We start from the raw sequence: 21,991 nt of genomic DNA on the forward strand, positions 1-21,991 counted from the left end.
GTGTGGTGTCTCCTCACAGGTTCGGGGTGGCGCCGTCATCGAGCGCGAGTCGTTCGAGCTCGAGCAGGATCTTCTCCTCGACCAGCCGCGACAGCTCGGCGACCGTGCGGGCGGTGAGGACGTCGTGCGGTGTCAGCGGTACGTCGAACGCGGCACGGCAGCGGGACGTGACGAGCAGGCTGCGCATCGAGTCCCCGCCGAGTGCGGTGAAGTCGTCCTCGACGCCGACCCGGTCCACGCGCAGCGCTTCCGCCCAGATCCCGGCCATCACCTGTTCGGTGTCGGTCCTGGGGGCCACGTACCGCGCGGCGGGCACGGGGGCGGACGGCGCGGGCAGCGCGGCCCGGTCGACCTTCCCGTTGGCGCTCAACGGCAGCGCGTCGAGCACGACGAACACCGAGGGCACCATGTAGTCGGGCAGGGTCCGCCCGGCGAAGGCGGCCAGGTCTCCCGGGTCCGGCTCACGGCCGGAGTCGGCGGGCACCAGGTAGGCCACGAGCTGCTTGCCGCCGAGCGCGTCCTCGCGGACCACCACGACCAGCCCGCCCACGCCGGGGTGGCGGCCCAGCACCGCCTCGACCTCACCGAGCTCGATGCGGAACCCGCGCAGCTTCACCTGGTCGTCGGCGCGGCCGGCGAACTCCAGCACGCCTTCCGGCAGCCACCGCACGACGTCGCCGGTGCGGTACATCCGCTCCCCCGGCGCGCCGAACGGGCAGGCGACGAACCGGGACGCGGTCAGGCCGGGCCGGTCGAGGTACCCGCGGGCCAGACCGGCACCCGCGAGGTACAGCTCGCCGGGCACCCCGACGGGCACCGGTCGCAGCCGGTCGTCCAGCACGTAGGTGGCCATGCCGTCCAGCGCGGTGCCGATGGGCACGGTGTCGGGCACCTGACCGGCCATCCGGTGCGCTGTCGCGAACGTCGTGGTCTCGGTCGGCCCGTACCCGTCGACCATCACCAGGCCCGGACAGGCCGCCATGACCTGGCGGACCGCCGGCGCGGGAACGACGTCGCCGCCGGTCCACACCTCGGCCACGCCGGCCAGACAGCCGGGCGAGTCCTGGGCCAGCACCCGGAACAAGCCCGCCGTGAGCCACAACGCCGTCACACCGTGTGCGGTGACCAGGTCGCGCAGCACCGCCGCGTCGAGGTCTTCCGGCGGTGCGACGACCACTCGTCCACCGCGCAGCAAGGGCACCCACAGCTCGTAGGTGGACGCGTCGAACGCCAGCGGCGAGTGCAGGAGCACCGTGCGGTGGGCGGGCCCGTCGAACCGGGAGTCCAGCGCCAGTGCGACCACGTCCCGGTGCCGCACGGCCACGCCCTTCGGCGTGCCGGTCGAGCCGGAGGTGAACTCCACGTAGGCGAGGCCGTCCGGGTGCACGACCGCCTGAGGCCGATCGGCCGACTTCTCACCGTCGGGAACCACGACGTGCCCGTCGAACGGGACGACGTCCGAGTCGGTGATCAGCACCCGGCTCCCGGCCTGCTCCAGCACCAGCCGTTGGCGTTCCACCGGCGCCCTGCTGTCCAGCGGCAGGTACGCGCCGCCCGCCTTGAGCACGGCGAGCACCGCGACCACCACGTCGGCCGATCGGCGCAGCAGCACCCCGACGCGTTCCTCGGGACGCACGCCGAGCGCGATCAGCCGCTGTGCCAACCGGTTCGCGCGGCCGTCCAGTCCGGCGTAGGTGAGCGAAGTGTCGCCCGCGACCACGGCCGTCACGTCGGGAGTCCGGTCCACCTGAGCGGCGAACAGCTCGGCGACAGTCGCGTCCGGGACGGTGGTCTCGACTCGTTCCGGCAGTACGAGCCGCCGCTCGGCGTCGCCGAGGACGTCGACCTCGCCCACCGCCCGGCCGGGGTCGGCGGTCAGGCCGAGCAGCGCCGCGGCCAGGTGGCCGGCGACGCGCTCGACCGTGGTGAGGTCCAACAGCGCCGGGTCGTAGCTGAGCCGGAACTCCAGCTCCGCGCCGGGGCGGACACCCAGGCTCAACGGGTAGTTGGTCGTCTCCACGGCGTCCAGGTCGCGCACGGTGACGCCGTGGGTCACGGCCTCGTCGATCGGGTAGTTCTCGAAGACGAGGATGCTGGTGAACAGCTCGGTGCCGCTCCACGCCTGCAGGTCCGCGAGCGACACGTGCTCGAACCGCCTGGCCTCGGCCTGGGCAGCCTGCAGCCGCCGCAGCCACACCGCGACCGGTTCGTCCTCCACGACCGCTGTCCGCACGGGCAGGGTGTTGATGAACATGCCCGTGATCGCGTCGGCGCCCGGCAGGTCGGCCGGGCGGCCGGACACGGTGGAACCGAAGCACACGTCACTCTGCCCGCTGTAGCGCGAGAGCAGCAACGCCCACGCGCCCTGCACCACGGTGTTGAGCGTCAACCCGTTGCGCTGCGCGAAGTCGCGCAGTTCGTCGCCGGGCAGCGTCATCGTGGTCCACGCGGCCGTGCGGGTGGCGTGGCCCGGTTCGGCGAGCCGGTCGAGCGGCAGTGGCGTCGGACCGTCGAGCCCGCGAAGCGCCTGCCGCCAATGCGTTTCCGCTGCATCTGAGTCCTGTGTGGACAGCCAGTGCAGGTAGTCGCCGAACGGGCGGCGGGACGGGAGCTCGGGCTCGCATCCGGCGGTGAGGGCCGCGTAGCCGGCGATCACGTCGCTGAGCACCTGGAACGTGCTCCACCCGTCGAGCAGCACGTGGTGGAACGTCCAGCCGACCCGCACGGCCGTGTCCGACTCGCGCTCCAGGGCCAGTCGCATCAGCGGCGCGGTACCGAGATCCAGTTCCTCGTCGTCCGGCGTGGCGGAGATGGGCAGGTCGACGTCGCGGCACACCACCTGCACCGGCCGGTCGACGCCCTCCCACACGACGCGGCTGCGCAGGACAGGAGTCCGTGCGACGACCTCCCGCCACGCGCGAGCCAGCGCCTCGATGTCGGTGACACCGTCGAGCACGAACGAGATCCGCTCGGTGTAGAGGCCTTCATGGCCGTGGGACAGGCTGTGGAACACCATGCCCGCCTGCATCGGCGTCAGCGGGTAGACGTCCTCTACCTCCCGGCCGTCACCGACCAGCCGGTCCACCGCGGCCTGGTCCAGGCCCGCCAGCGGGAAGTCCGACGGCGTCCGCCCACCCACACCGGGCTGGGCGCAGTGCGCCACGATCTCCCGCAGCGCCACCGTCATCGCCTCGGCCAGAGCACGCACGGTCGACTCGTCGTGCACCTCGTCGCTGAAGTACCAGGTGAGCCGGAGCCGCTTCTCCTCCACCGCTCCGACGACGTCGAGCAGGTGGTGGCGGGGTGTGTCGGGGGCGGCGTCGGCGGTCAGGCCGCCGGTCGTGCGGAACACCGTGCCGCCCGCCGCGCCGTCGAACTGCCCGAGGTAGTTGAACGCGACCGACGGCCGCACTCCGCCGTACCGCGCGCCGTACCCGATGCCGCGCCGGGGCACCGCGCGCAGCCGTTCCTTGGTCGCCTTCAGCACCTCGCCCCAGTCGCCCGCCGGCACGTCGAGCGCCACCGGGAACACCGAGGTGAACCAGCCGACCGTGCGGGACAGGTCGACGCCGTCCAGGAAGTCGCCGTCACGGCCTTGGCCCTCCAGGTTCACCAGGACCCGGTCCCGGCCCGTCCACCCGGCCAGCACTCGTCCCAGCGCGCTGAGGAGCACGTCGTTGACCTGCGTGCGGTACACGGCGGGCACGTCCTGCAGCAGCGCCCTGGTCAGGTCGGTGTCCAGTTCGGCGGTGACACCGCGTACGGAACCGGTCGTGCCGGTGCCGTGGCGGTCCACGGGCACGGCGGGATCACCGGTGACGCCCGCCCAGTGCCCGGCCTCGTCGTCGAACCCGCCGTCGGCGGTGTGCGCGGCCAGCCGGTGCGCCCACTCGCGGAACGACGTGGTCTTCGCCCTGAGGACGACCTCCTCGCCGCGCAGGGCCTGCAGGTAGGCGGTCTCCAAATCCTCCAGCAGCACCCGCCAGGACACGCCGTCCACCACCAGGTGGTGCGCGGTGAGCAGAAGCGTGCGAGACGTGAGCAGCGTGGCCCGCAGCAGCGGCCCGCGACTCAGGTCGAAGCTTGAATCCACTTCGGACAGCAGGTCGACGGGTTCGGCCGGCGGGGTGTGCTGCTGCCAGCCGGAGCCGGTGCGTTCGAACCGCATCCGCAGCGCGTCGTGGTGCTCCACCAGACCCGCCAACGCCCTCCGCAACGCCACCGGGTCGGCCGCGTCGGCGAACTCGACCCGGACGGACTGGTCGAAGTGCTCGGGACGCGGCGGTTCCGCGTCGAGGAACCAGCGCTGGATCGGCGTCAGCGGAACCCCGCCGACCACCGGTCCCTGCGGCACGCCCTCCTCGGCGGCAACAGCGGGCACGGCCGCGGCGAGCGCGGCCACCGTGGGGTGGGTGAACAGGTCGCGCGGCGCCAGGCCGTACCCGGCCTGCCGGGCCCGCGACACGACCTGGATGCTGATGATCGAGTCACCGCCCAGCTCGAAGAAGTCGTCCTCGACGCCGACCCGGTCGAGCCCCAGCACCTGCGCCCAGATGTCCGCGAGCACGCGCTCGGCCTCCGTGCGCGGCTCGACGTGCCGGGCGCCGGACGTCTCCCACTCCGGCGCGGGCAGCGCCTTGCGGTCGAGCTTCCCGTTGCCGGTCAACGGGAGCCGGTCCAGGTGCACGAACGCCGAGGGCACCATGTGGTCGGGCAGGGTCCGCGCCAGGAACCCGCGCAGGTCGACGCCGTGGCCACCGACGACGTAGCCGACGATGACCTTGCGCCCGGCGTGCTCGCGGACGTCGGCCACCGCCGCGGTCACGCCGGGGTGTGCTTCGAGCGCGGCCTCGACCTCGCCGAGCTCGATGCGGAAGCCGCGGATCTTGACCTGGTGGTCGGCCCGGCCGAGGTAGTCGAGCCGGCCGTCCTTCCAGCGGGCCAGGTCGCCGGTGCGGTACATGCGCGATCCGGGTGCGCCGAACGGGTCGGCGACGAACCGGGACGCGGTCAGGCCCGGCCGGTTCAGGTAGCCGCGCGCCAGTCCCGCGCCGGCGACGTGCATCTCGCCGACGACACCGGGCGGCACGGGCCGCAGGTCCTCGTCGAGTACGTACACGCGCAGGTCCGGTATCGGTTCGCCGACGGTGCCGTCAGCGGGCGTCCACGTGACGTGCACGGTGGTCTCGGTGATGCCGTACATGTTGATCAGCTCGCCGGGACCGTTCCAGGCGGACAGCTTGCGCACGTCCAGCGCTTCACCGCCGAAGACGACGTACCGCAGGCACAGGTCCGTCGGCTGTTCGGCGATCAGCTGGTAGAACGCCGACGGCGTCTGGTTGAGCACCGTGACCCGTTCCCGTGCCAGCAGCGCGGCGAACTCGCCCGGCGACCGCGACACCTCGTGCGGAACGACCACGAGCCGCCCGCCGTGCAGCAGCGGACCCCACAGCTCCCACACGGAGAAGTCGAAGGCGTAGCTGTGGAACAGGGTCCACACGTCGTCGGCGCCGAACCCGAACCAGGAGTCGGTGGCGGAGAACAGCCGTGCCACGTTGGCGTGCGGCACGACGACGCCCTTGGGCTTGCCGGTGGAGCCGGAGGTGTAGATGACGTACGCGGGGTTCTCCGGCCGCAGCGCCACTTCCGGCGCAGTGGACGGCCGGCCGGACAGGTCCGGCAGCTCCGTCAGCACGGCCACCGGGCGGGTGTCCTCGACCATGCCCGCGATCCGGTCCTCGGGGTAGCACGGGTCGATCGGCAGATAGGCCGCGCCGGACTTGAGCACGCCCAGCACCGCCACGACCAGGTCGGTCGAGCGGGGCAACCGCAGCGCGACGTACCGCTCCGGCCCCGCGCCGTGCTCGATCAGCATGTGCGCCAACCGGTTGGCGCGGGCGTCCAGCTCGGCGTAGGTCAGGTGCTCGCCCTCGCAGGTGACCGCGACGGCGTGGGGCGTGCGCGCGGCCTGCTCAGCGAACAGCCGGGGCAGCGTGCCGGCCGGGAAGTCCCGGCCGGCCGGGTTCCACTCCACGAGGACCTGCTCGCGTTCCGCGGCGTCGAGCAACCGCAGCTCGCCCAGTGGCTGCGCAGGGTCCGCCAGCACCTCATCCAGCAGCATCCGCAGGTGCCGGCCGAGCCGGTGCACCGTGGGCTCGTCGAACAGGGCCGGGTCGTGGTCGAGCTCGACCACGAGGCGCGGGCCGGGTGACACGACGACGGTCAGCGCGTAGTTGGTGGGCTCGTGTGCGTACACGTCGTGCAGCCGCAGGCCGTGCGCGGCCATGGCGTTCTCGTCGAACGGGTAGTTCTCGAACACCAGGATGCTGTCGAACAGGTTCGCGCCGCCGGGCAACGAGCTCCACCCGCGCAACCGCGCCAGTGGCACGTGTTCGAACCGCCGCGCCTCGGCTTGGGCGGTTTGCAGGTCCCGCAGCCAGGACAGCTGGTCCCGGCCGCGGTCGACGGCGACTCGGGTGGGCACGGTGTTGATGAACATGCCCACCGTCGACTCGACGCCCGGCAGATCAGCGGGCCGGCCGGACACGGTGGTGCCGAACACGACGTCGGACGTGCCGGCGTAGCGGGCCAGCAGCACCGCCCACGCGCCCTGCACCACGGTGTTCACCGTCAAACCGTTGCGCTGGGCCGCTTCGCGCAGCCGTTCGGTGCCGCGGGCGGACAGTTCGAACCGGACGGTGCCACCGGACTGCGCCCGGTGCGCGTCGACCGGACGGCGGTCGAAGGGCAGCGGGGTGGTCTCGTCGAAGCCGTCGAGCACCCGCCGCCAGTACTGCTCGGCCTGTGCGCTGTCCTGCCGTTCCAGCCAGTGCAGGTACTCGCGGAACAGTGGCCGGGCCGAGGCAGGCCCGGACGCGCCGCGGGTGATGGCCGCGTGGTGCTCGCAGACCTCCGTGAACAGCTGGGCCGCGCTCCACCCGTCGAGCAGGACGTGGTGGAACGTCCACAGCACCAGCACCTCGTCGTCCGACAGCCGGGCGAGCGCCACCCGCATCAGCGGTGCGGTGGCCAGGTCCAGCCCGGCGGCACGATCGCTGTCCAGCAGTGCGCGCAGCCGCTCGTCCTGGTCCTGCTCGTCGAGGTCGCTCCAGTCGAGGTGGATGATCGGAAGGGTGACGCGAGGGCGCACCAGCTGCAGCGGTTCCGCCAGCCCGTCCCACACCACCTCGCTGCGCAGCACGGCATTGCGGTCCACGACCCGTTGCCAGGCCTCACCCAACGCGCGCGGGTCGGCCACACCGGAGAGCCGGAAGCGGACCTGGTTGAAGTACGCGCCGGTGGTCGCGCCGTCCATCAACCCGTGGAAGACCATGCCCGCCTGCATCGGCGTCAGCGGGTAGACGTCCTCCACGTCCCGGCCGTCACCGGCCAGCCGGTCCACCGCGGCCTGGTCCAGGCGCGCCAACGGGAAGTCCGACGGCGTACGGCCGCCGGAGCCCGGCCGGCCGCAGTGAGCCACGATCTCCTTCAACGCCGTGGCCATCGCGTCGGCCAGGCCCCGCACGGTCGCCTCGTCGTGCACCCGGTCGCTGAAGTACCAGGTGAGGTCGAGGCAGCCGTGCTCGACCGCGCCGACGACGTCGAGCAGGTGCGGGCGCGGCGCTTCCGGTGCGCTGGCGAGCTCCAGGGTGCCGCGCACGGCGTGCAGCACGCCGCCCTCCACGCCCGCCCAGTCGAGCCGGCCGAGGTAGTTGAGGCTGATCTGCGGGCCACCGGTGCCGGGCTCGTGCAGGGCGCCGTGGCCGATTCCCTTGCGAGGCACTGAACGCAGTTGTTCCTTGACCGACTTGAGGACCGTGCCCCAGTCGCCGTCGGGCACGTCCGGTGCGACGGGGAAGATCGAGGTGAACCACCCGACCGTGCGGGAGAGGTCGACACCGTCGAGCACGTCCTCGCGGCCGTGGCCCTCCAGGTCCACCGGCACCCGCCGGCGGCCGGTCCAGCCGGCCAGCACCCGGCCGAGCGCGCTCAGCAGCACGTCGTTGACCTGCGTGCGGTACGCGCCGGGCACGTCCTGCAGCAACGCCTTGGTGGTCTCGCGGTCGAGCCGGACCGAGACGGCGCGGGTGGATCCGGCGGTGTTGGGGCCGTCGTGGTCGACGGGCAGGGACCGGTCCGCCTCGGCGGTCGCGGCCCAGTGGTCGCGCTCGTCGTCGAACCCGCCGTCGGCGGTGTGCCGCGCGAGCCGGTGCGCCCAGTCCCGGAACGACGTCGTCTTGGCGGCCAGCCGGACGGGCTCGCCGCGCGCGGCCTGGTCGTAGGCCGTGACGAGGTCCTCCAGCAGCACCCGCCACGACACGCCGTCCACGACGAGGTGGTGCACGCTCAGGTGCAGCACCAGGTGCTTCCCCTCGGGGCGCTCCAACTCGGCGTGCAGCAACGGGCCGGTCGCGAGGTCGAACGCCGCAGAGCGTTGTGTGGTCAGCAACTCGGCCCGTTCGACCGGCGCGTTGTGCTGCCGCCACCCGGAATCCGTGCGTTCGAACCGCATCCGCAGCGCGTCGTGGTGCTCCACCAACGCCGTCAAAGCCCGGCGCAGCGCGTCGGTGTCCACGTCGTGGGCCAGCTCGGCGGTCAGGGTTTGGTTGAAGTGCTCGGGGTGGCCGGGGTTCGTGGCGAAGAGCCACCGCTGGACCGGGGTGAGCGGCACGTCGCCGACCACCCGTCCCTGGTCGGCCTCGGTGGGTCCGGCGACGGCCGCCGCGGCCGCGAGACCCGCCACGGTGGGGTGCCGGAAGAGGTCGCCGGGGGTGAGGGCGAGTCCCGCCTGGCGGGCGCGCGACACCACCTGGATGCTGAGGATGGAGTCACCGCCGAGCTCGAAGAAGTTGTCGCCGGCTCCCACGCGGCCGACGCCGAGCAGTGCCGACCAGATCCCGGCCAGCACGGCCTCCGGTCCGTCGGCGGGCGCGACGTGCGTGGCGGTGGCGGCGGCCCACACCGGGTCCGGCAGGGCGTGCCGGTCGACCTTGCCGCTCGCGTTGAGCGGCAACGCGTCCAGGACGACGAACGCGGAGGGCACGAGGTAGTCCGGTAGCCCGCGGCCGAGGAACTCCCGCAGCACCGCCACTTCGGGCGCGGTGTCCACCGCGGTCAGGTAGGTGACCAGCCGCCTGCGCCCGGTGTCGTCGGCGCGCACGACCGTCACCGACCCGGCGACGGCGGGGTGCGCGGACAAGGCCGTGTCGACCTCGCCCGGCTCGACGCGGAACCCGCGGATCTTGACCTGGTCGTCGGTGCGTCCGACGAACTCGACCGTGCCGTCGGCCTGCCACCGCACCAGGTCGCCGGTGCGGTACATCCGCTCCCCCGGCACACCGAACGGGTCGGCCACGAACTGTGCCGCGGTCAGCCCCGGCCGGCCCGCGTACCCGCGCGCCAGACCGGAACCCGCGATGAACAGCTCGCCCGGCACACCGATCGGCGTGGGCGACAGGGTGTCGTCGAGCACGCGCAGGCGCATGCCGTCCAGCGGGCGGCCGATGGGCACCACGTCCCCGACGGCGCCGGCGTCGGCCATGCGGTGCGAGGTGGCGAAGGTGGTGGTCTCGGTGGGGCCGTAGCCGTCGACCACGGCGATGCCGGGGCAGACGCTCAGCACGCGCCGGACCGCGGGTGCGGGCACGACGTCGCCGCCGGTCCACACCTCGCGCAGCCCGGTCAGGCAGTCCGGGTCGTCCTGCGCGATGACCCGGAACAGGCCGGCGGTCAGCCACAGCCCGGTGAGGCCGTGGCCGGTGACCAGATCGCGGATGCGGCCGGCGTCCAGGTCCCCCGCCGGGGCGACCACGACGGTGCCACCGTTGAGCAGCGGCACCCACAGCTCGTAGGTGGTGGCGTCGAACGCGGGCGCGGAGTGCAATAGGACCCGGCTATGCGCACCGCCGGCGAATCGCCGGTCACGCGCGAGGTCGGTGACGTCGCGGTGCCGCACGGCCACGCCCTTGGGCACGCCGGTGGATCCCGAGGTGTGCATGACATAGGCAAGTTGATCCGGATGCGGCACCACGTCCGGTGCGATGGCCGTTTCCCCGGTCAGGTCCTCGGCGTCCAGCACGACGACGCGCCCGTCGTGGACCTCTTCCGCGGTGGCGATCCAGGTGCGGTCGGTGAGGAGGACGCCGGCACCGCTTCCGGCCAGCAGCACGGCCAGCCGCTCGGCGGGCGCCCTGGTGTCGAGCGGCACGTACGCCCCGCCCGCCTTGACCACCGCCAGCTCGGCTGTCACGAGGTCGGCGGAACGGCTCAGCAGCAGGGCCACCGGGTCCTCGGCGCGCAGTCCGTGGCGCAGCAGGTGGTGAGCCAGGCGGTTGGCGCGGGCGTCCAGCTCGGCGTAGGTCAGCGACGTGCCGCCGGCGACGACGGCCTCGGCGTCGGGAGTGCGCAGGACCTGGTCGGTGAACAGGGCGGTGATCGTGGCCGGGGACCGGCCGCTCGCGGTGTCGTTGAACGCTTCCAGGACCTGGTGGCGTTCCTGCGTTCCGAGCAGCGGGAGCTCGCCCAGAGGCCGGTCAGGGCCGGCGGCGACGGCTTCCAGCAGAACTTTGAGGTGGCCGGCCATCCGCTCGATCGTGGCGGCGTCCCACAGGTCGGTGTTGTACTCCAGGGACAGGTCCAGCGAGCCGTCCCGCGGCCAGAACTCGATCAGCAGCTCGAACCGTGCGCGCGGGCGAGGCAGGTCGTGCTCGGTGACGCTCAACGCGTCGACCGTCTGCGGCCGCACCATTTCCTGCTGGAGCACGACGAGCGCCTGCACGAGCGGGGTGCGGCCGGGGTCGCGGTCCGGTCGCAGTTCGTCGACGATCCGGTCGAACGGGATCTCGTCGTGGGCGAAAGCGTCGAGCACGGTTTCCCGGACGTCGGCGAGGAACCGCTCGAACGACACGGCCGGGTCCACTGTGGACCGCAGCACGAGTGTGTTGACGAAGAACCCGACGAGGTCGTCGAGCTCAGGTCGGCCCCGTCCCGCGGATGCGGTGCCCACGGCCACGTCGCGCCTGCCGGTGTAGCGGGCCAGCAACAGCTGTACAGCCGCCGCCAGCGTGGTGAACAGGGTGGTGCCGCCGTTGCGGCCGACCTCGGCCAGCCGCTGCACCAGCCGTTCCGGCAGGGCTTCGCGGTGCACGGCACCCGCCGTGGTGCGCTGGGCGGGACGGGGCCGGTCGGTGGGCAGGTCGAGGGGTTCGAGATCGGCGAGGACGCGTCGCCAGTGGTCGATCTCGCTGGCCACGGCGGGGTCCTCGATGCGGTCCCGCTGCCACGCCGCGAAGTCGCCGTAGCGCACGGGTAACGGCTTCAGGTCGGCTGTGGTTCTTCGGGCAGCGGACCGGTACAGCTCGAGCAGGTCATCGACCTGCAGCCGGACCGACCAGCCGTCGGTGACGACGTGGTGCTGGTCGAGCAGCAGGACGTGGTCGTCGTCAGCCAGCCTGGCCAGCACCGCACGGACCACTGGTCCGCCCCGCAGGTCGAACGGCGTGGTCAGCTCCTGCGCGCACAACCGTTCCAGGGCGTCGTCCCGGTCGGCGGGCGCGACACCGGAGAGGTCCTCCACGCGCAGCGGCACCGTCGCGTGTGCGGCGACGACCTGCACGCCGTGGCCGTCGGCCTCCTCGAACGTGGTCCGCATGACCTCGTGCCGTTCGACCAGCGCATCCAGCGAGGTTCGCAGTGCGTCGAGGTCGAGCGGACCGCGCAACCGCAGGCCGACACCGGTGTTGTAGTCGGTGGCCGTGGGGTCGAGCCGGTGCTGCAGCCACAAACGTTGCTGCATGGGGGAAAGCGGCAACACGCTGTCGTGCGGCACCGGGGTGATCCGGTCGTCCGCCGCGATGGGCAGGCGGTCGGCGAGCAGGACGGCGAGACCGGCCACGGTCCGCGCGTCCATCAGGTCCCTGGTGGACAACGGCACGTCCAGCGCCGTGCGCAGCCGCGACACCACCCGCAACGCCTGGATCGAATCGCCGCCCAGTGACAGGAAGTCGTCCTGCGCCCCGACCCGGCCGGGAGCGACCGCGAGCACCTCTGCCCACGCCCGCGCGACGGCGCGTTCGGCGGGGGTGCGCGGCGGGACGTGCCTGTCACGCCGGTCGAGGCCCCAGTCCGGTTCGGGCAGCGCCTTGCGGTCGACCTTTCCGTTGGTGTTGAGCGGAAGCCGGTCCAGCGCGACGAACGCCGACGGCACCATGTAGTCGGGCAGCGAACGCAGGACGACTGCCCGCAGCTCGTCGTCGGAGGGTGCCGTGGAGCCGGCCGCGACGACGTAGGCGACCAGGCGCTTGACGCCGCCTTGATCCACCTTCGCCAGCACAGCGGCTTGCGCGACGTCGGTGTGCTCGGCCAGCACGGCCTCGATCTCGGCGGTCTCGACCCGGAAACCGCGGATCTTGACCTGGTCGTCGGCGCGGCCGACGAAGTCGACGGTGCCGTCCGGCGTCCAGCGGACCAGGTCGCCGGTGCGGTACATGCGTTCACCCGGTGCGCCGAACGGGTCGGCCAGGAAGCGGTCCGCGGTCAGACCGGGGCGGTGGAGGTAACCGCGGGCGAGGCCGGTGCCCGCGATGAACAGCTCACCGGTCTCCCCGTCGGGAACCAGGTCCAGGTCGTCGTCCAGCACGTGCAGCCGCATGCCGTCCAGTGCCGTGCCGATGGGCAGGACGTCGGGCACCACGCCGAGATCGGGCAGGGGGTGGCAGGTGGCGAACGTGGTGGTCTCGGTAGGACCGTAGACGTCCACCACGGTGGTGCCCGGACACGCTTTCAGCACTCGCCGCACCGCCGCGGCAGGCACCACGTCACCGCCGGTCCACACCTCGCGCAGCCCCGCCAGGCACGCGGGGTCGTCCTGCGCCAGCACGCGGAACAGGCCCGAGGTCACGAAGAGCCCCGTGATGCCGTGCTCGTTGATCGCCTTCCGCAGGACCTGTCCGTCCACATCGCCGGGAGGAGCGATCACGACACTGCCGCCGTTGAGCAGCGGCACCCACATTTCGTAGGTCGAGGCGTCGAACGCCACCGGTGAATGCACCAGCACGCGGTCGTGCGCGCCACCGGTGAACCGCTTGTCACGGGCGAGGTCCACCACGTCGCGGTGCCGCGCCGCCACGCCCTTCGGCACGCCCGTGGACCCCGAGGTGAACACGACGTACGCCAGGTTGTCCCCGTGCACCACCGCACCGGGCACGGTCTCCCCCGCTGCGTCCTCGCCCACGACCAGCACGTGGCCGTCGTGAACGCGTTCCGCGACGCCCCTCCACGCGTCGTCGGTCAGCAGCACCGACGCCCCGGCCTCCGCCAGGACGGCCGACATCCGCTGGTCGGGCGCACGGGCGTCCAGCGGCACATAGGCGCCACCGGCCTTCAGCACGGCGAGCAGACCCGCCACGAGGTCGGCCGAACGCTCCAGCAGCACGCCGACCGGCTGTTCCGGCCGGACTCCCAGCCGGAGCAGGCGCCCTGCGAGCTGATCCGAGCGTGTGTCCAGCTCGGCGTAGGTGTGCTCGCCGTCGTCGGCGAGCACCGCCACAGCGCCGGGGGTGAGCCGGACCTGTTCGGCGAACAGGCCGACCACGGAGTCGCGCTGCCCGGCGCGGAACGGACTGCCGGCCTGCTTGGTCGCGGGCACGGTGTCGGGGAGCGTCATCGCCGTCCAACCTCTTTCGGGCGCGCAGCAGCGCCACAGGTGCAGGGAGAGGGGAAAGGAGTGCGGAACCGCGGCGGGCCGTCAGGCCACGTCGCGCTCGCGGTGCCGGCGGCCCGCGACCCGTCCGCCGATCTGGATCCGGTCGATCCGGCCGCTGCGGGGGTCTCGCAGGAAGCGGCCGGGGTGGCCGGTCGCGCCGTTGGCCAGGTCGGTCACGGAGAAGACGAACCCGTCGTGGACCGCGAGCCGCGCGGCCGGTTCGTCGTCGACGACCAGGTGCAGCTCATCGCCTTCGACCACCACGGAGAACGCGGTGTCGCCGTTGACGTACGTGCCGGTGCACTCGCGCGGGATGGACGTGCGCGGCTCGGCGTTGATCGTCGCGGCGCTGTCGGCGAGGTCGATGCCCGCCGCGCGCAGTTCGGGCAACAGGTCACGCCAGAGGGCGGCACCGGTGGCGGAGTTCGCGGTCAGGGCCACGATCGTGCCGGTCTCGGGGTTCAGCCGCAGGTGGCAGGAGGTGCCGTCGGCGGTGCCGTCGTGGCCGATCCAGCCGGTGCCGTTGCCGCGGAAGAGCGCGAGGCCCAGACCCCAGCCGTCGGCGAGACCGAACGGGTCCGCGCCGGGCACCGGCCTGCGCATCTCGGCGAGGTGTTCGGGGGTGACCAGGCCGGGATCGATGCCGCCGTGCCGGGGATCGAGGTGCATCCGCGCGAGTTCGACCAGATCGGCGGCACTCGCGGCGAGCCCGCCCGCGGGCGCCTCGACCGGCGTCAGGTCCTGCTCGACGGGACGGATCAGGCGCAGGGCGTGGTTGACGGTGTGGCCGCTCGCCGTCGGGAGGCCGGGGCTGTCAGGACCCGCGATGAAGCCGAGGTCGACGTCGAGCGGCTTGAGCAGGATCGTGCGGACCGCTTCCTCCCAGCTCATGCCGGTCACGACCTCGATCAGGCGGCCGACGAGTGCGTATCCGGTGTTGGAGTAGGAAAAGCCCGTCCCTGGCGGCTGTACGACGTCCTGCACGGAAGCGGCCAGCGCCACCCGGCTGCCGGCCGGCGGGGCGACGACGTCCGAGGGCAGGCCGCCGGTGTGGCTGAGCAACTGGCGGGCGGTGAGTGCCTCGGCGTTGTCCCCCAGCGTCTGCCGCAGTTCCGGCAGGTACTCCACGACCGGCTCGTCCAGGTCGACGTCGCCGTCGGACACCAGGACCATCAGCAGGGTCGCGGTGAAGGTCTTCGTGATGGAGCCGATGGGCACCTTGCTGTCGCGTCTCACCCCGCGACCTGTGCCGTGCCGCTCTTCGCCGAACTCGAACTCCCAGGCCTCACCACCGCACCAGACGACGAGCTGCGCACCGGGCACCTCGTTGCGGCGGGCCGACCGTTCCAGCACCTCGCGTAAGTGGTCCACCATTTCCTCTCCGTCCACCTTTCGTGATTTCCTGAACGTCTTTCGACCTGTGACTCAGGACACGGTCATCGGATCCGGCCTCGATCTTGCCGGACGCAATGGATAGCGGCCGCAGCTGGTTCCGCAATTCTCGAAACAGAGCGACAACTCATGCGCCCACCTCCGCCTGCGACCGCCGGATTCCACACCAGAAAGAATCGAGTCGAGGCTCGCACCCCGACCGTGACGCAGTAACTTCAACGACTATGTCGAGCAAAGGATACGAAGTTCCAGAACACACCCGGTGAACTCATCGAATATCAATGATGACGACTCAGAGTCCGCAGTGACGGAGGAGATTCACCCAAGCGCCAGGTTTAGCAGGGCCGTAGAGGAACCCACCGGGACGAGATCACGCCCTAGGTCATCGCACGCCGGAAGATCAGCCGTTCCCGTCCGCCGCCATGCGTTCCTGCAGGCTACGGGGCCGCATGTCGGTCCACACGGCGTCGACGTAGTCCATGCACTCCTGCCGCGACCCTTCTTTGCCCTCGCTGCGCCACCCTTGAGGAAGCTCTTTTCCCAAAGGCCACAACGAACGCTGTTCCTCGTCGTTGACCAGCACCTGGTAGGCGACATCGGACACGGCTCTCTCTCCTTCTCGTCGTCGGACATCAGGCACGGACCGGCACTCTCCGGAGTCAGAGTGATCGGCGAACGCCGAGGAGAAACCTCATGCGCAAACCAGCGGCCTGCCGCAACAGAAGATAACAGTGTCGTTCCGCATCTGCAGCACACACCGCCAAAAGGAGCATCGCAATTGACCATTATCTGGACATCAAGTAATTGTATGTTTAACCGACTTCAGCGAAGGGAACGGTCCGCTACCCGAGAGTTACTTACTTCTTACACCGCCCGGCAACGGCTCGGACACGAACTGCCAATAGACCCTGGCACTCGAGCACTGCGGGACAACACATGTGACAAACGCGCGCCGCGACCAACTCTCCACATTGGATTGATGCGTCTCGGTGTGGCCGCGCACCAGGCGGCGGGTCGCCTCCGACAGGATCAGGCCCGCGCCGGCACAGGAGACGCGCATGCGACCTCCGGGATCAGACAATCCACTGTGGAGCTGGCCGCGTCGTTCTTCCTGCTTCCGCTTCACCAGGAAAGGAAGCCGCGAAAGTGCCGTTGCGATCGCGCACGGGCACCTTCACCGAGGCGATGCGGGCCACCGCGCTCGTGGCCGCCGCGCTGCCGGCCGTGGCGTCCTTTGTGGCCTACCGGCTCATTCCGGACGGGGAGCGGACGCCTCGGCCAGCCGCTCGTGCAGGCGCTCCCTGATCTGGTCCGGGGTGTAGGCGGCGCGGCGGCGCTGGTTGCGGGCGACGACCACGCCGCTCGCCGCGACACCCGCGAAAGCGGCCATACCGATCACCTTCCACAGCTTCATGTGCCTAGGCTACTGGCCCATGGCGACAACACTGGACCAAGCCGTGGAGATGACCCGCACCGGCGACGTGTGGGTGTTCCGCGGGCGCAGTGCGGCGGACCGGGCGATCCAGGCCATGACGAACAGCCCGGTCAACCACGTCGGCATGGCGATCGTGATCGACGACATGCCGCCGTTGATGTGGCACGCCGAGCTCGGCAAGTCCTTGAAGGACGTGTGGAGCGGCACGCACCAGCGCGGTGCGCAGCTGCACGACCTGCGCGACGCGGTCGTGACCTGGCACGACAAGTACAAGCAGCGGGCCTGGTTGCGGCAGCTCGACCACGAGGTGACGCGCGAGATGGAGGACGCGGCGCTGCGGACGGTGGCGCGGCTCGACGGCACGCCGTTCCCGTCCACCGCCAAGCTCGCCTCGCGGTGGCTGCGCGGGCGGGTTCCGCTGGGGCCCAAGGGCGACGCGACCATCGAGAGCGCGTTCTGCGCGGAGATCGTGGCCGTCACGTACGAGGAGATGGGGCTGCTGCCCAGGCGCCGGCCCAACTGGTACGACCCCGGCCGCTTCTGGAGCGGCGACGACCTCGAACTGCTGGACGGCGCCCAGCTCCGCAAGGAGGTCGAGATCATCGTGTGAGGGCCGCGCCGACGAGGAGCAGTCGCAGCGTGCGCTCCGTGGCGTCGGTGAGGAGCTCCGCCGTTCTGGCCATCGCGGTGTCCAGCGTGACGGGCGCGGCGATGATGCTGGCGTAGGCGTCGATGCCCGCGTCGTGGTTGGCGCGGGCATTCTCCCCGATCGTGCCGGCGAGCGCGATGACGGGCTTGCCGTGCTTCTTGGCCCGGCGCGCCACCTCCGAGGGTACCTTGCCGTGCGGGGTCTGGCCGTCGATGGCGCCTTCCGCGGTGATCACCAGGTCGGCGTCCGGCAGGCGGGCGTCGAGGTCGGAGTGCTCCAGGACGACGTCGAAGCGCGGCAGCAGCGTGGCACCCAGCGCGTGCAGGCCGGCACCGAGCCCTCCGGACGCGCCGCCGCCCGGCATGGTGCGGACGCCGGGGCCGAGCAGGTCGGCCCAGTTGTCCAGAGCGTCGCTGAGCAGCTCGACCTGCTCGGGTGTCGCGCCCTTCTGCGGGCCGAACACCCTTGCCACGCCCCGGTCTCCGCACAGGACGTTGTGCTGGTTGCAGGCCACGGTGATCTCGGCCTTGTCGAGCCTCGGGTCCACTTCGGACAGGTCGAGCGCGGTGGCGCCGGCCAGGGCCGCTCCCCCGCGGCCGATCTCGCGGCCGTGCGCGCCGGTGATGCGGGCTCCCAGTGCCTGCAACGCGCCCGCGCCGCCGTCCGACGTGCCGGAGTCGCCGCACCCGACCAGGATGCGGTCGACGCCGAGGTCCAGCGCGGCGCGGATGAGCTCACCGACGCCGTACGTGGTGGTGGTCGCCGGGTCGCGATGGTGCTTCGGGACGAGCCGCAACCCTGCCGCGGCGGCCATCTCGACCACGGCCGTGCGGGGACCGGGCCCGCCGAGCAACGCGAAGTGGGACGGGATCTCCTCGCCGACGGGACCGGTGACGAGCGCGGGGACGAGGGTGCCGCCGGTGGCTTCGGCGAGCGCTCGGGCCGAGCCTTCGCCACCGTCCACGAGCGGCGCCTTGTCCACGATGGCGCCGGGCACGACGCGGTAGATGCCTCGTGCGATCGCGTCGGCGACGTCGCAGGCGTCCAGGGACTCCTTGAAACCGCTGGGAGCTACCAGGAAACGCATCGGTGACCTCATTTCAGTGGCAGGCCGAGGTGCGGCCAGAGGAGAACGGCGCAGGCGAGCACGAGTGCGCCGGTGATCGGCGCCAGGACCGCGGAGAGCTTCAGCAGATCTCGCGGCTGGTAGGCGCCGGCGAAGAGGGCGACCGGTTTCGCGGACGCCGTGGTGGTGTGGCAGAAACCGGCGGCCGCGGTGGAGGCGAACGCCAGGGCGGCGGGGTTCATGCCCGCGGCCGCGGCGAGCGGGATGACGATCGGCACCAGCACCGAGGAGCGGGCCGAGCGGGACTGGATGAGGAGGTGCGCGAGGAGGCTCACCGCGATCACGGTCGGCAGCAGGTGCGACGGGCTGACCAGGGTGGCGAGGGTGTGGGCCGCGCCGGAGCTGACCAGGGCCGAGCCGAGCATCGTGGTGGCGGCCATGAACAGCAGGAGCGACCACGGGATGTCGGCGAACGCGGCTTTGAGCGTCGTGGTGCCGAGGCGTGGCGCGGTGATGGCGACGGCTCCGGCGAGGGCGGTGACCTCGGGCGGGACGTGGTGCCAGGACTCGGTGAGCCACCCCGCGGAGACGACGCCGACGATGGCCAGGGAGGTGATCTCGGGCCTGGTGAGCTTGGAAAACTGTCGGTGCTGTCTGGGAGAACTAGAACAGGGGTCCCCTGGGAGGGGACCCTCGCTCCGCGCTGCGAACCGGACCGTGGGCTCGTCGCTCGCGTCCAGCGGCCGAGCCTGGCCGGCCAACGCCTCCGCGCGGTCCGCACGGGTCGTGAACAGCCACAACACCACCTCGGCTGTCACGTGCGCGCTGACCACGGCGAGCGGGAGCCCGAGCAGCATCCACTGCCCGAACCCGATCCCCTGTCCCGTCGCCTGCTCCAGCAACGCGCTGGTGATCAGGTGCGCCCCCGCCCCCACGAGCGTCGCCACCGCGGTCAGCAGGATCACCGACGGGAACAGCACCCCGAGCGCCCGCGACACCCGCGCGTTCACCCGCAGAGCCCGGTGGACCGGCAGGGTCAGGGCGGCACGGCCCGAGGTGGACGGCACGAAGAACGCCGTGAGCAGCAACGCGAACGCGGTCAGGTGCATCAGCCCGCGCACCGAACGGGCACGGCCCACCAGCGAGGTGGCCAGGCGCGCGGGCAGGCCCGACGCCGACACCCCGCCGGCCAGCACGAAGGCGGCGATGAGCAGCCACGTCGTGGAACCGCCCAGCACCGCCAGCGCCGAGGCGGGCAGGACGCCGAACAGCAGCAGGGCCACGACGGCGGCCAGGGCGACGAACGTGTCGTCCAGCGGTGTGCACGTCCACAGCACCACCGCCACCGCGAAGACCACCAGCGTCAGGATCACGAGAACGATCCTGCGCGGCCACCCTGACCCACAGGTGAGGCCCGGATGAAGGAGCTTTCATCTACACCAAGCGGTACCCCATGCCGCGCACCGTCTCCAGCCGCTCCGCGCCGACCTTGCGCCGCAACGACCGCACGTACACGTCGACCACGTTGGAGCCGGGGTCGAAGTCGTACCCCCACACGTGCGACAGGATCTGCTCGCGCACCAGCACCTGCCCCGGATGCCGCAGGAACAGCTCCAGCAGGGCGAACTCACGGGCGGTGAGGTCGACCGAGCCGGACGGCAGCACGGCCTGGCGGGTGCGCAGGTCCAGCGACAGCGAACCGGCGGTGAGCACGGTCGCCTCGGGCACGCCGGGCGGGCGCAGGCGGAGCCGGACGCGCGCCAGCAGTTCCTCGAAGCGGAACGGCTTGGTCATGTAGTCGTCGGCGCCGCCGGACAACCCCGCCACGGTGTCGTGCACCGAGTCGCGGGCGGTCAGGATGATCACCGGGGTGGCCACGCCCTGCTCGCGCAGGGCTTTCAGGACCGAGAAGCCGTCGAGGTCGGGCAGGCCGATGTCCAGCACCACCAGGTCGAACGAGGCGGCCCACGACAGCGCGTCCGCTCCGGACGCCACGACGGACGTGGTGAAGCCGTTGGCCCGCAGGCCTTTCTCCACGAACGAGGCGATGCGCGCCTCGTCCTCGACGATCAGGATCCGGCCGGTCATCGGGGCACCTCCACCACGAACGTCGCGCCCTCGCCCGCCACCGAGCTCACCCGCACCGCGCCTCCGTGCGCTTCGGCGATGGCTTTCACGATCGGCAGGCCGAGGCCGGTGGACCGCGAGAAGAGCAACGACTCGTCGCTCACACCTGGCCCCGTGTCGGCGATCCAGAAGGAGACGACGGAGTCCACAGAGGATCCGAAGCGGATGGTCGCACCCGAGGTGGTGTGGCGGACGGCGTTCGAGGCGAGCTGCAGAACGGCCTGGGTGACGCGTTGCGGGTCCAGCACGGCCTCGCCTTCCGCGATCGAGTCGAGCACCCAGCGGCGGTCGCCGAGGGCACGCAGGTGGGCATCGATGTCGCTGGTGAGCTCCGGGAGGCTCACGGTGACGGGACGCAGGAAGTCCGGGCGTTCGGACTTGACGAGCAGCAGCAGGTCCTCGACCAGGCGGGCCATGCGGTCGAGCTCGTCGGTGCACAGCCGCACCACCTCGGCGCGTTCCTGCGGCGAGTCGCCGAGCAGTTCCAGGTGGCCGCGCACGATGGTGATCGGGGTGCGCAGCTCGTGGGAGGCGTCGTCGAGGAACTGGCGTTGCAGGCGGAACGAGCGGTCGAGGCGGTCGAGCATCGAGTTGAACTGCTTCGCCAGTGCCGCCACGTCGTCGTTGCCCGACACCGGGATGCGGCGGGTGAGGTCGTCCTCGGTGATCTCGGCGGCGGCCTGGCGGACCACCCGGATCGGGGCGAGGACCACCCCGGCCACGAACCACGCGATCAGCGCGGCGATCAGCAGACCGGCCAGCGACACCAGCACCAGGACGCGCACCGTCGAGTGCACCGGCGCTCGCACGCCATCCTCGAAGTAGCCGGTGACGAACCACATCTCCTGCGGCGCGACAGTGTGCACCTTCGCCCACCGGAACGGTCCGGCCGGGGTGGCCGCGACGCCCCACGGCGCACCGGAGGACGTGATCGCGCCCAGCACGGCGCGGTCGTGCTCCAGCGCGTAGGTCACCTCGGAGCGCTGCACCAGCACCCGGCCGGACAGCACGGCCAGGTGGAGCTCGTGCTCGTCGGGGTACTGCAGGCGCAGGTGGGACTCGGCGACGGCGCCGGCGTCACCGGCGTGGGTCTCCGCGTAGGCGCCGAACTCGGTGGTCTCCTGCTCCAGGGCCCGGTTGACGCGGTCGTCCACGTCGACGAGCAGCAGGCGCCACACCACGACCACGACGGTCGCGAGGACGAGCGTCATCAGGCCGAGGAGCCAGCACATGATCTTCACGCGTGCGGGCACGTCAGTCGTCCTCGTCGTCGTCATCGCCCGGCGGTGGCGGCGGCAGCACCGACCCCGGGGTGGGCAGCACCGGCCCCGGCGTGGGCACCACCGAGGAGGTCGCCGGCGGAGCGGAGCGTCCTATCCGCACTTCCGGCGTGCGCACGTCCGGTGGCACCGGCCGCACCACGGTCAGCACGAGCAGCACCGCCGCGAGCGCGCACGCCACGCTGAGCACGGCCACGAGGACCGTGCCGGTGCGGGCGGACGGCAGCATGCGACCGAGCCTGCCGTCCCTCGCGAAGTACCGCATGAGACCAAGATGAAGATCTCTTCATCTGTCCGCAAATCGACTGATAACCATCAGCCCCTTGACCGGGAACGAGCG

Annotated in this window: 9 protein-coding genes and 1 pseudogene; 1 reads left to right on the forward strand and 9 read right to left on the reverse strand. The window is 71.8% G+C overall.

The features are described from left to right. Nucleotides 1-13 precede the first annotated feature (13 nt). The 4 genes and pseudogenes from LX88_RS24575 to LX88_RS24590 all read right to left on the reverse strand — a co-directional run. Nucleotides 14-13,627 (reverse strand): annotated as a pseudogene (locus LX88_RS24575) (non-ribosomal peptide synthase/polyketide synthase); the annotation flags it as partial. Between the two features lie 117 nt (nt 13,628-13,744). Further along, the gene (locus tag LX88_RS24580; RefSeq protein ID WP_258950179.1) at nt 13,745-15,076 is read right to left on the reverse strand and encodes a serine hydrolase domain-containing protein; all 1,332 of its coding nucleotides are present in this window, start codon (nt 15,074-15,076) and stop codon (nt 13,745-13,747) included. Between the two features lie 418 nt (nt 15,077-15,494). Next, nucleotides 15,495-15,698 (reverse strand): MbtH family protein, encoded by a 204-nt coding sequence (locus LX88_RS24585; RefSeq protein ID WP_258950180.1) that lies wholly within the window; start codon nt 15,696-15,698, stop codon nt 15,495-15,497. Between the two features lie 645 nt (nt 15,699-16,343). Continuing rightward, a complete protein-coding gene (locus LX88_RS24590) occupies nt 16,344-16,508 on the reverse strand; it encodes a hypothetical protein (protein ID WP_258950181.1) in 165 nt (54 codons plus the stop codon). A 19-nt stretch (nt 16,509-16,527) separates the two neighbouring features. Here LX88_RS24590 and LX88_RS24595 point away from each other — a divergent pair, with 19 nt between their 5' ends. Beyond that, entirely contained in the window at nt 16,528-17,139 is a 612-nt protein-coding gene (locus LX88_RS24595; RefSeq protein WP_258950182.1) for a hypothetical protein, read from the forward strand. Here LX88_RS24595 and LX88_RS24600 read toward each other — a convergent pair. The 5 genes from LX88_RS24600 to LX88_RS24620 form a co-directional block, all read right to left on the reverse strand. Continuing rightward, a complete protein-coding gene (locus tag LX88_RS24600; RefSeq protein ID WP_258950183.1) occupies nt 17,129-18,265 on the reverse strand; it encodes a glycerate kinase family protein in 1,137 nt (378 codons plus the stop codon). The two genes, LX88_RS24595 and LX88_RS24600, sit on opposite strands and share 11 nt — an antisense overlap. An 8-nt stretch (nt 18,266-18,273) precedes the next feature. Further along, nucleotides 18,274-19,617 carry an SLC13 family permease gene (locus LX88_RS24605; RefSeq protein ID WP_258950184.1) on the reverse strand — a complete coding sequence of 448 codons (1,344 nt, stop codon included), beginning with the start codon at nt 19,615-19,617 and terminating at the stop codon, nt 18,274-18,276. Between the two features lie 61 nt (nt 19,618-19,678). Further along, the gene (locus tag LX88_RS24610) at nt 19,679-20,332 is read right to left on the reverse strand and encodes a response regulator transcription factor (RefSeq protein ID WP_090070322.1); all 654 of its coding nucleotides are present in this window, start codon (nt 20,330-20,332) and stop codon (nt 19,679-19,681) included. Continuing rightward, complete coding sequence (locus LX88_RS24615) at nt 20,329-21,624, reverse strand: sensor histidine kinase (RefSeq protein WP_258950185.1); 1,296 nt, start codon at nt 21,622-21,624, stop codon at nt 20,329-20,331. The genes LX88_RS24610 and LX88_RS24615 overlap by 4 nt, the downstream gene beginning before the upstream one ends. A gap of 1 nt (nt 21,625) precedes the next feature. Then, a complete protein-coding gene (locus LX88_RS24620; RefSeq protein WP_258950186.1) occupies nt 21,626-21,916 on the reverse strand; it encodes a hypothetical protein in 291 nt (96 codons plus the stop codon). Between the last annotated feature and the right edge of the window lie 75 nt (nt 21,917-21,991).

The organism is Lentzea californiensis (assembly GCF_024648825.1).
Lineage (GTDB): Bacteria > Actinomycetota > Actinomycetes > Mycobacteriales > Pseudonocardiaceae > Lentzea > Lentzea californiensis.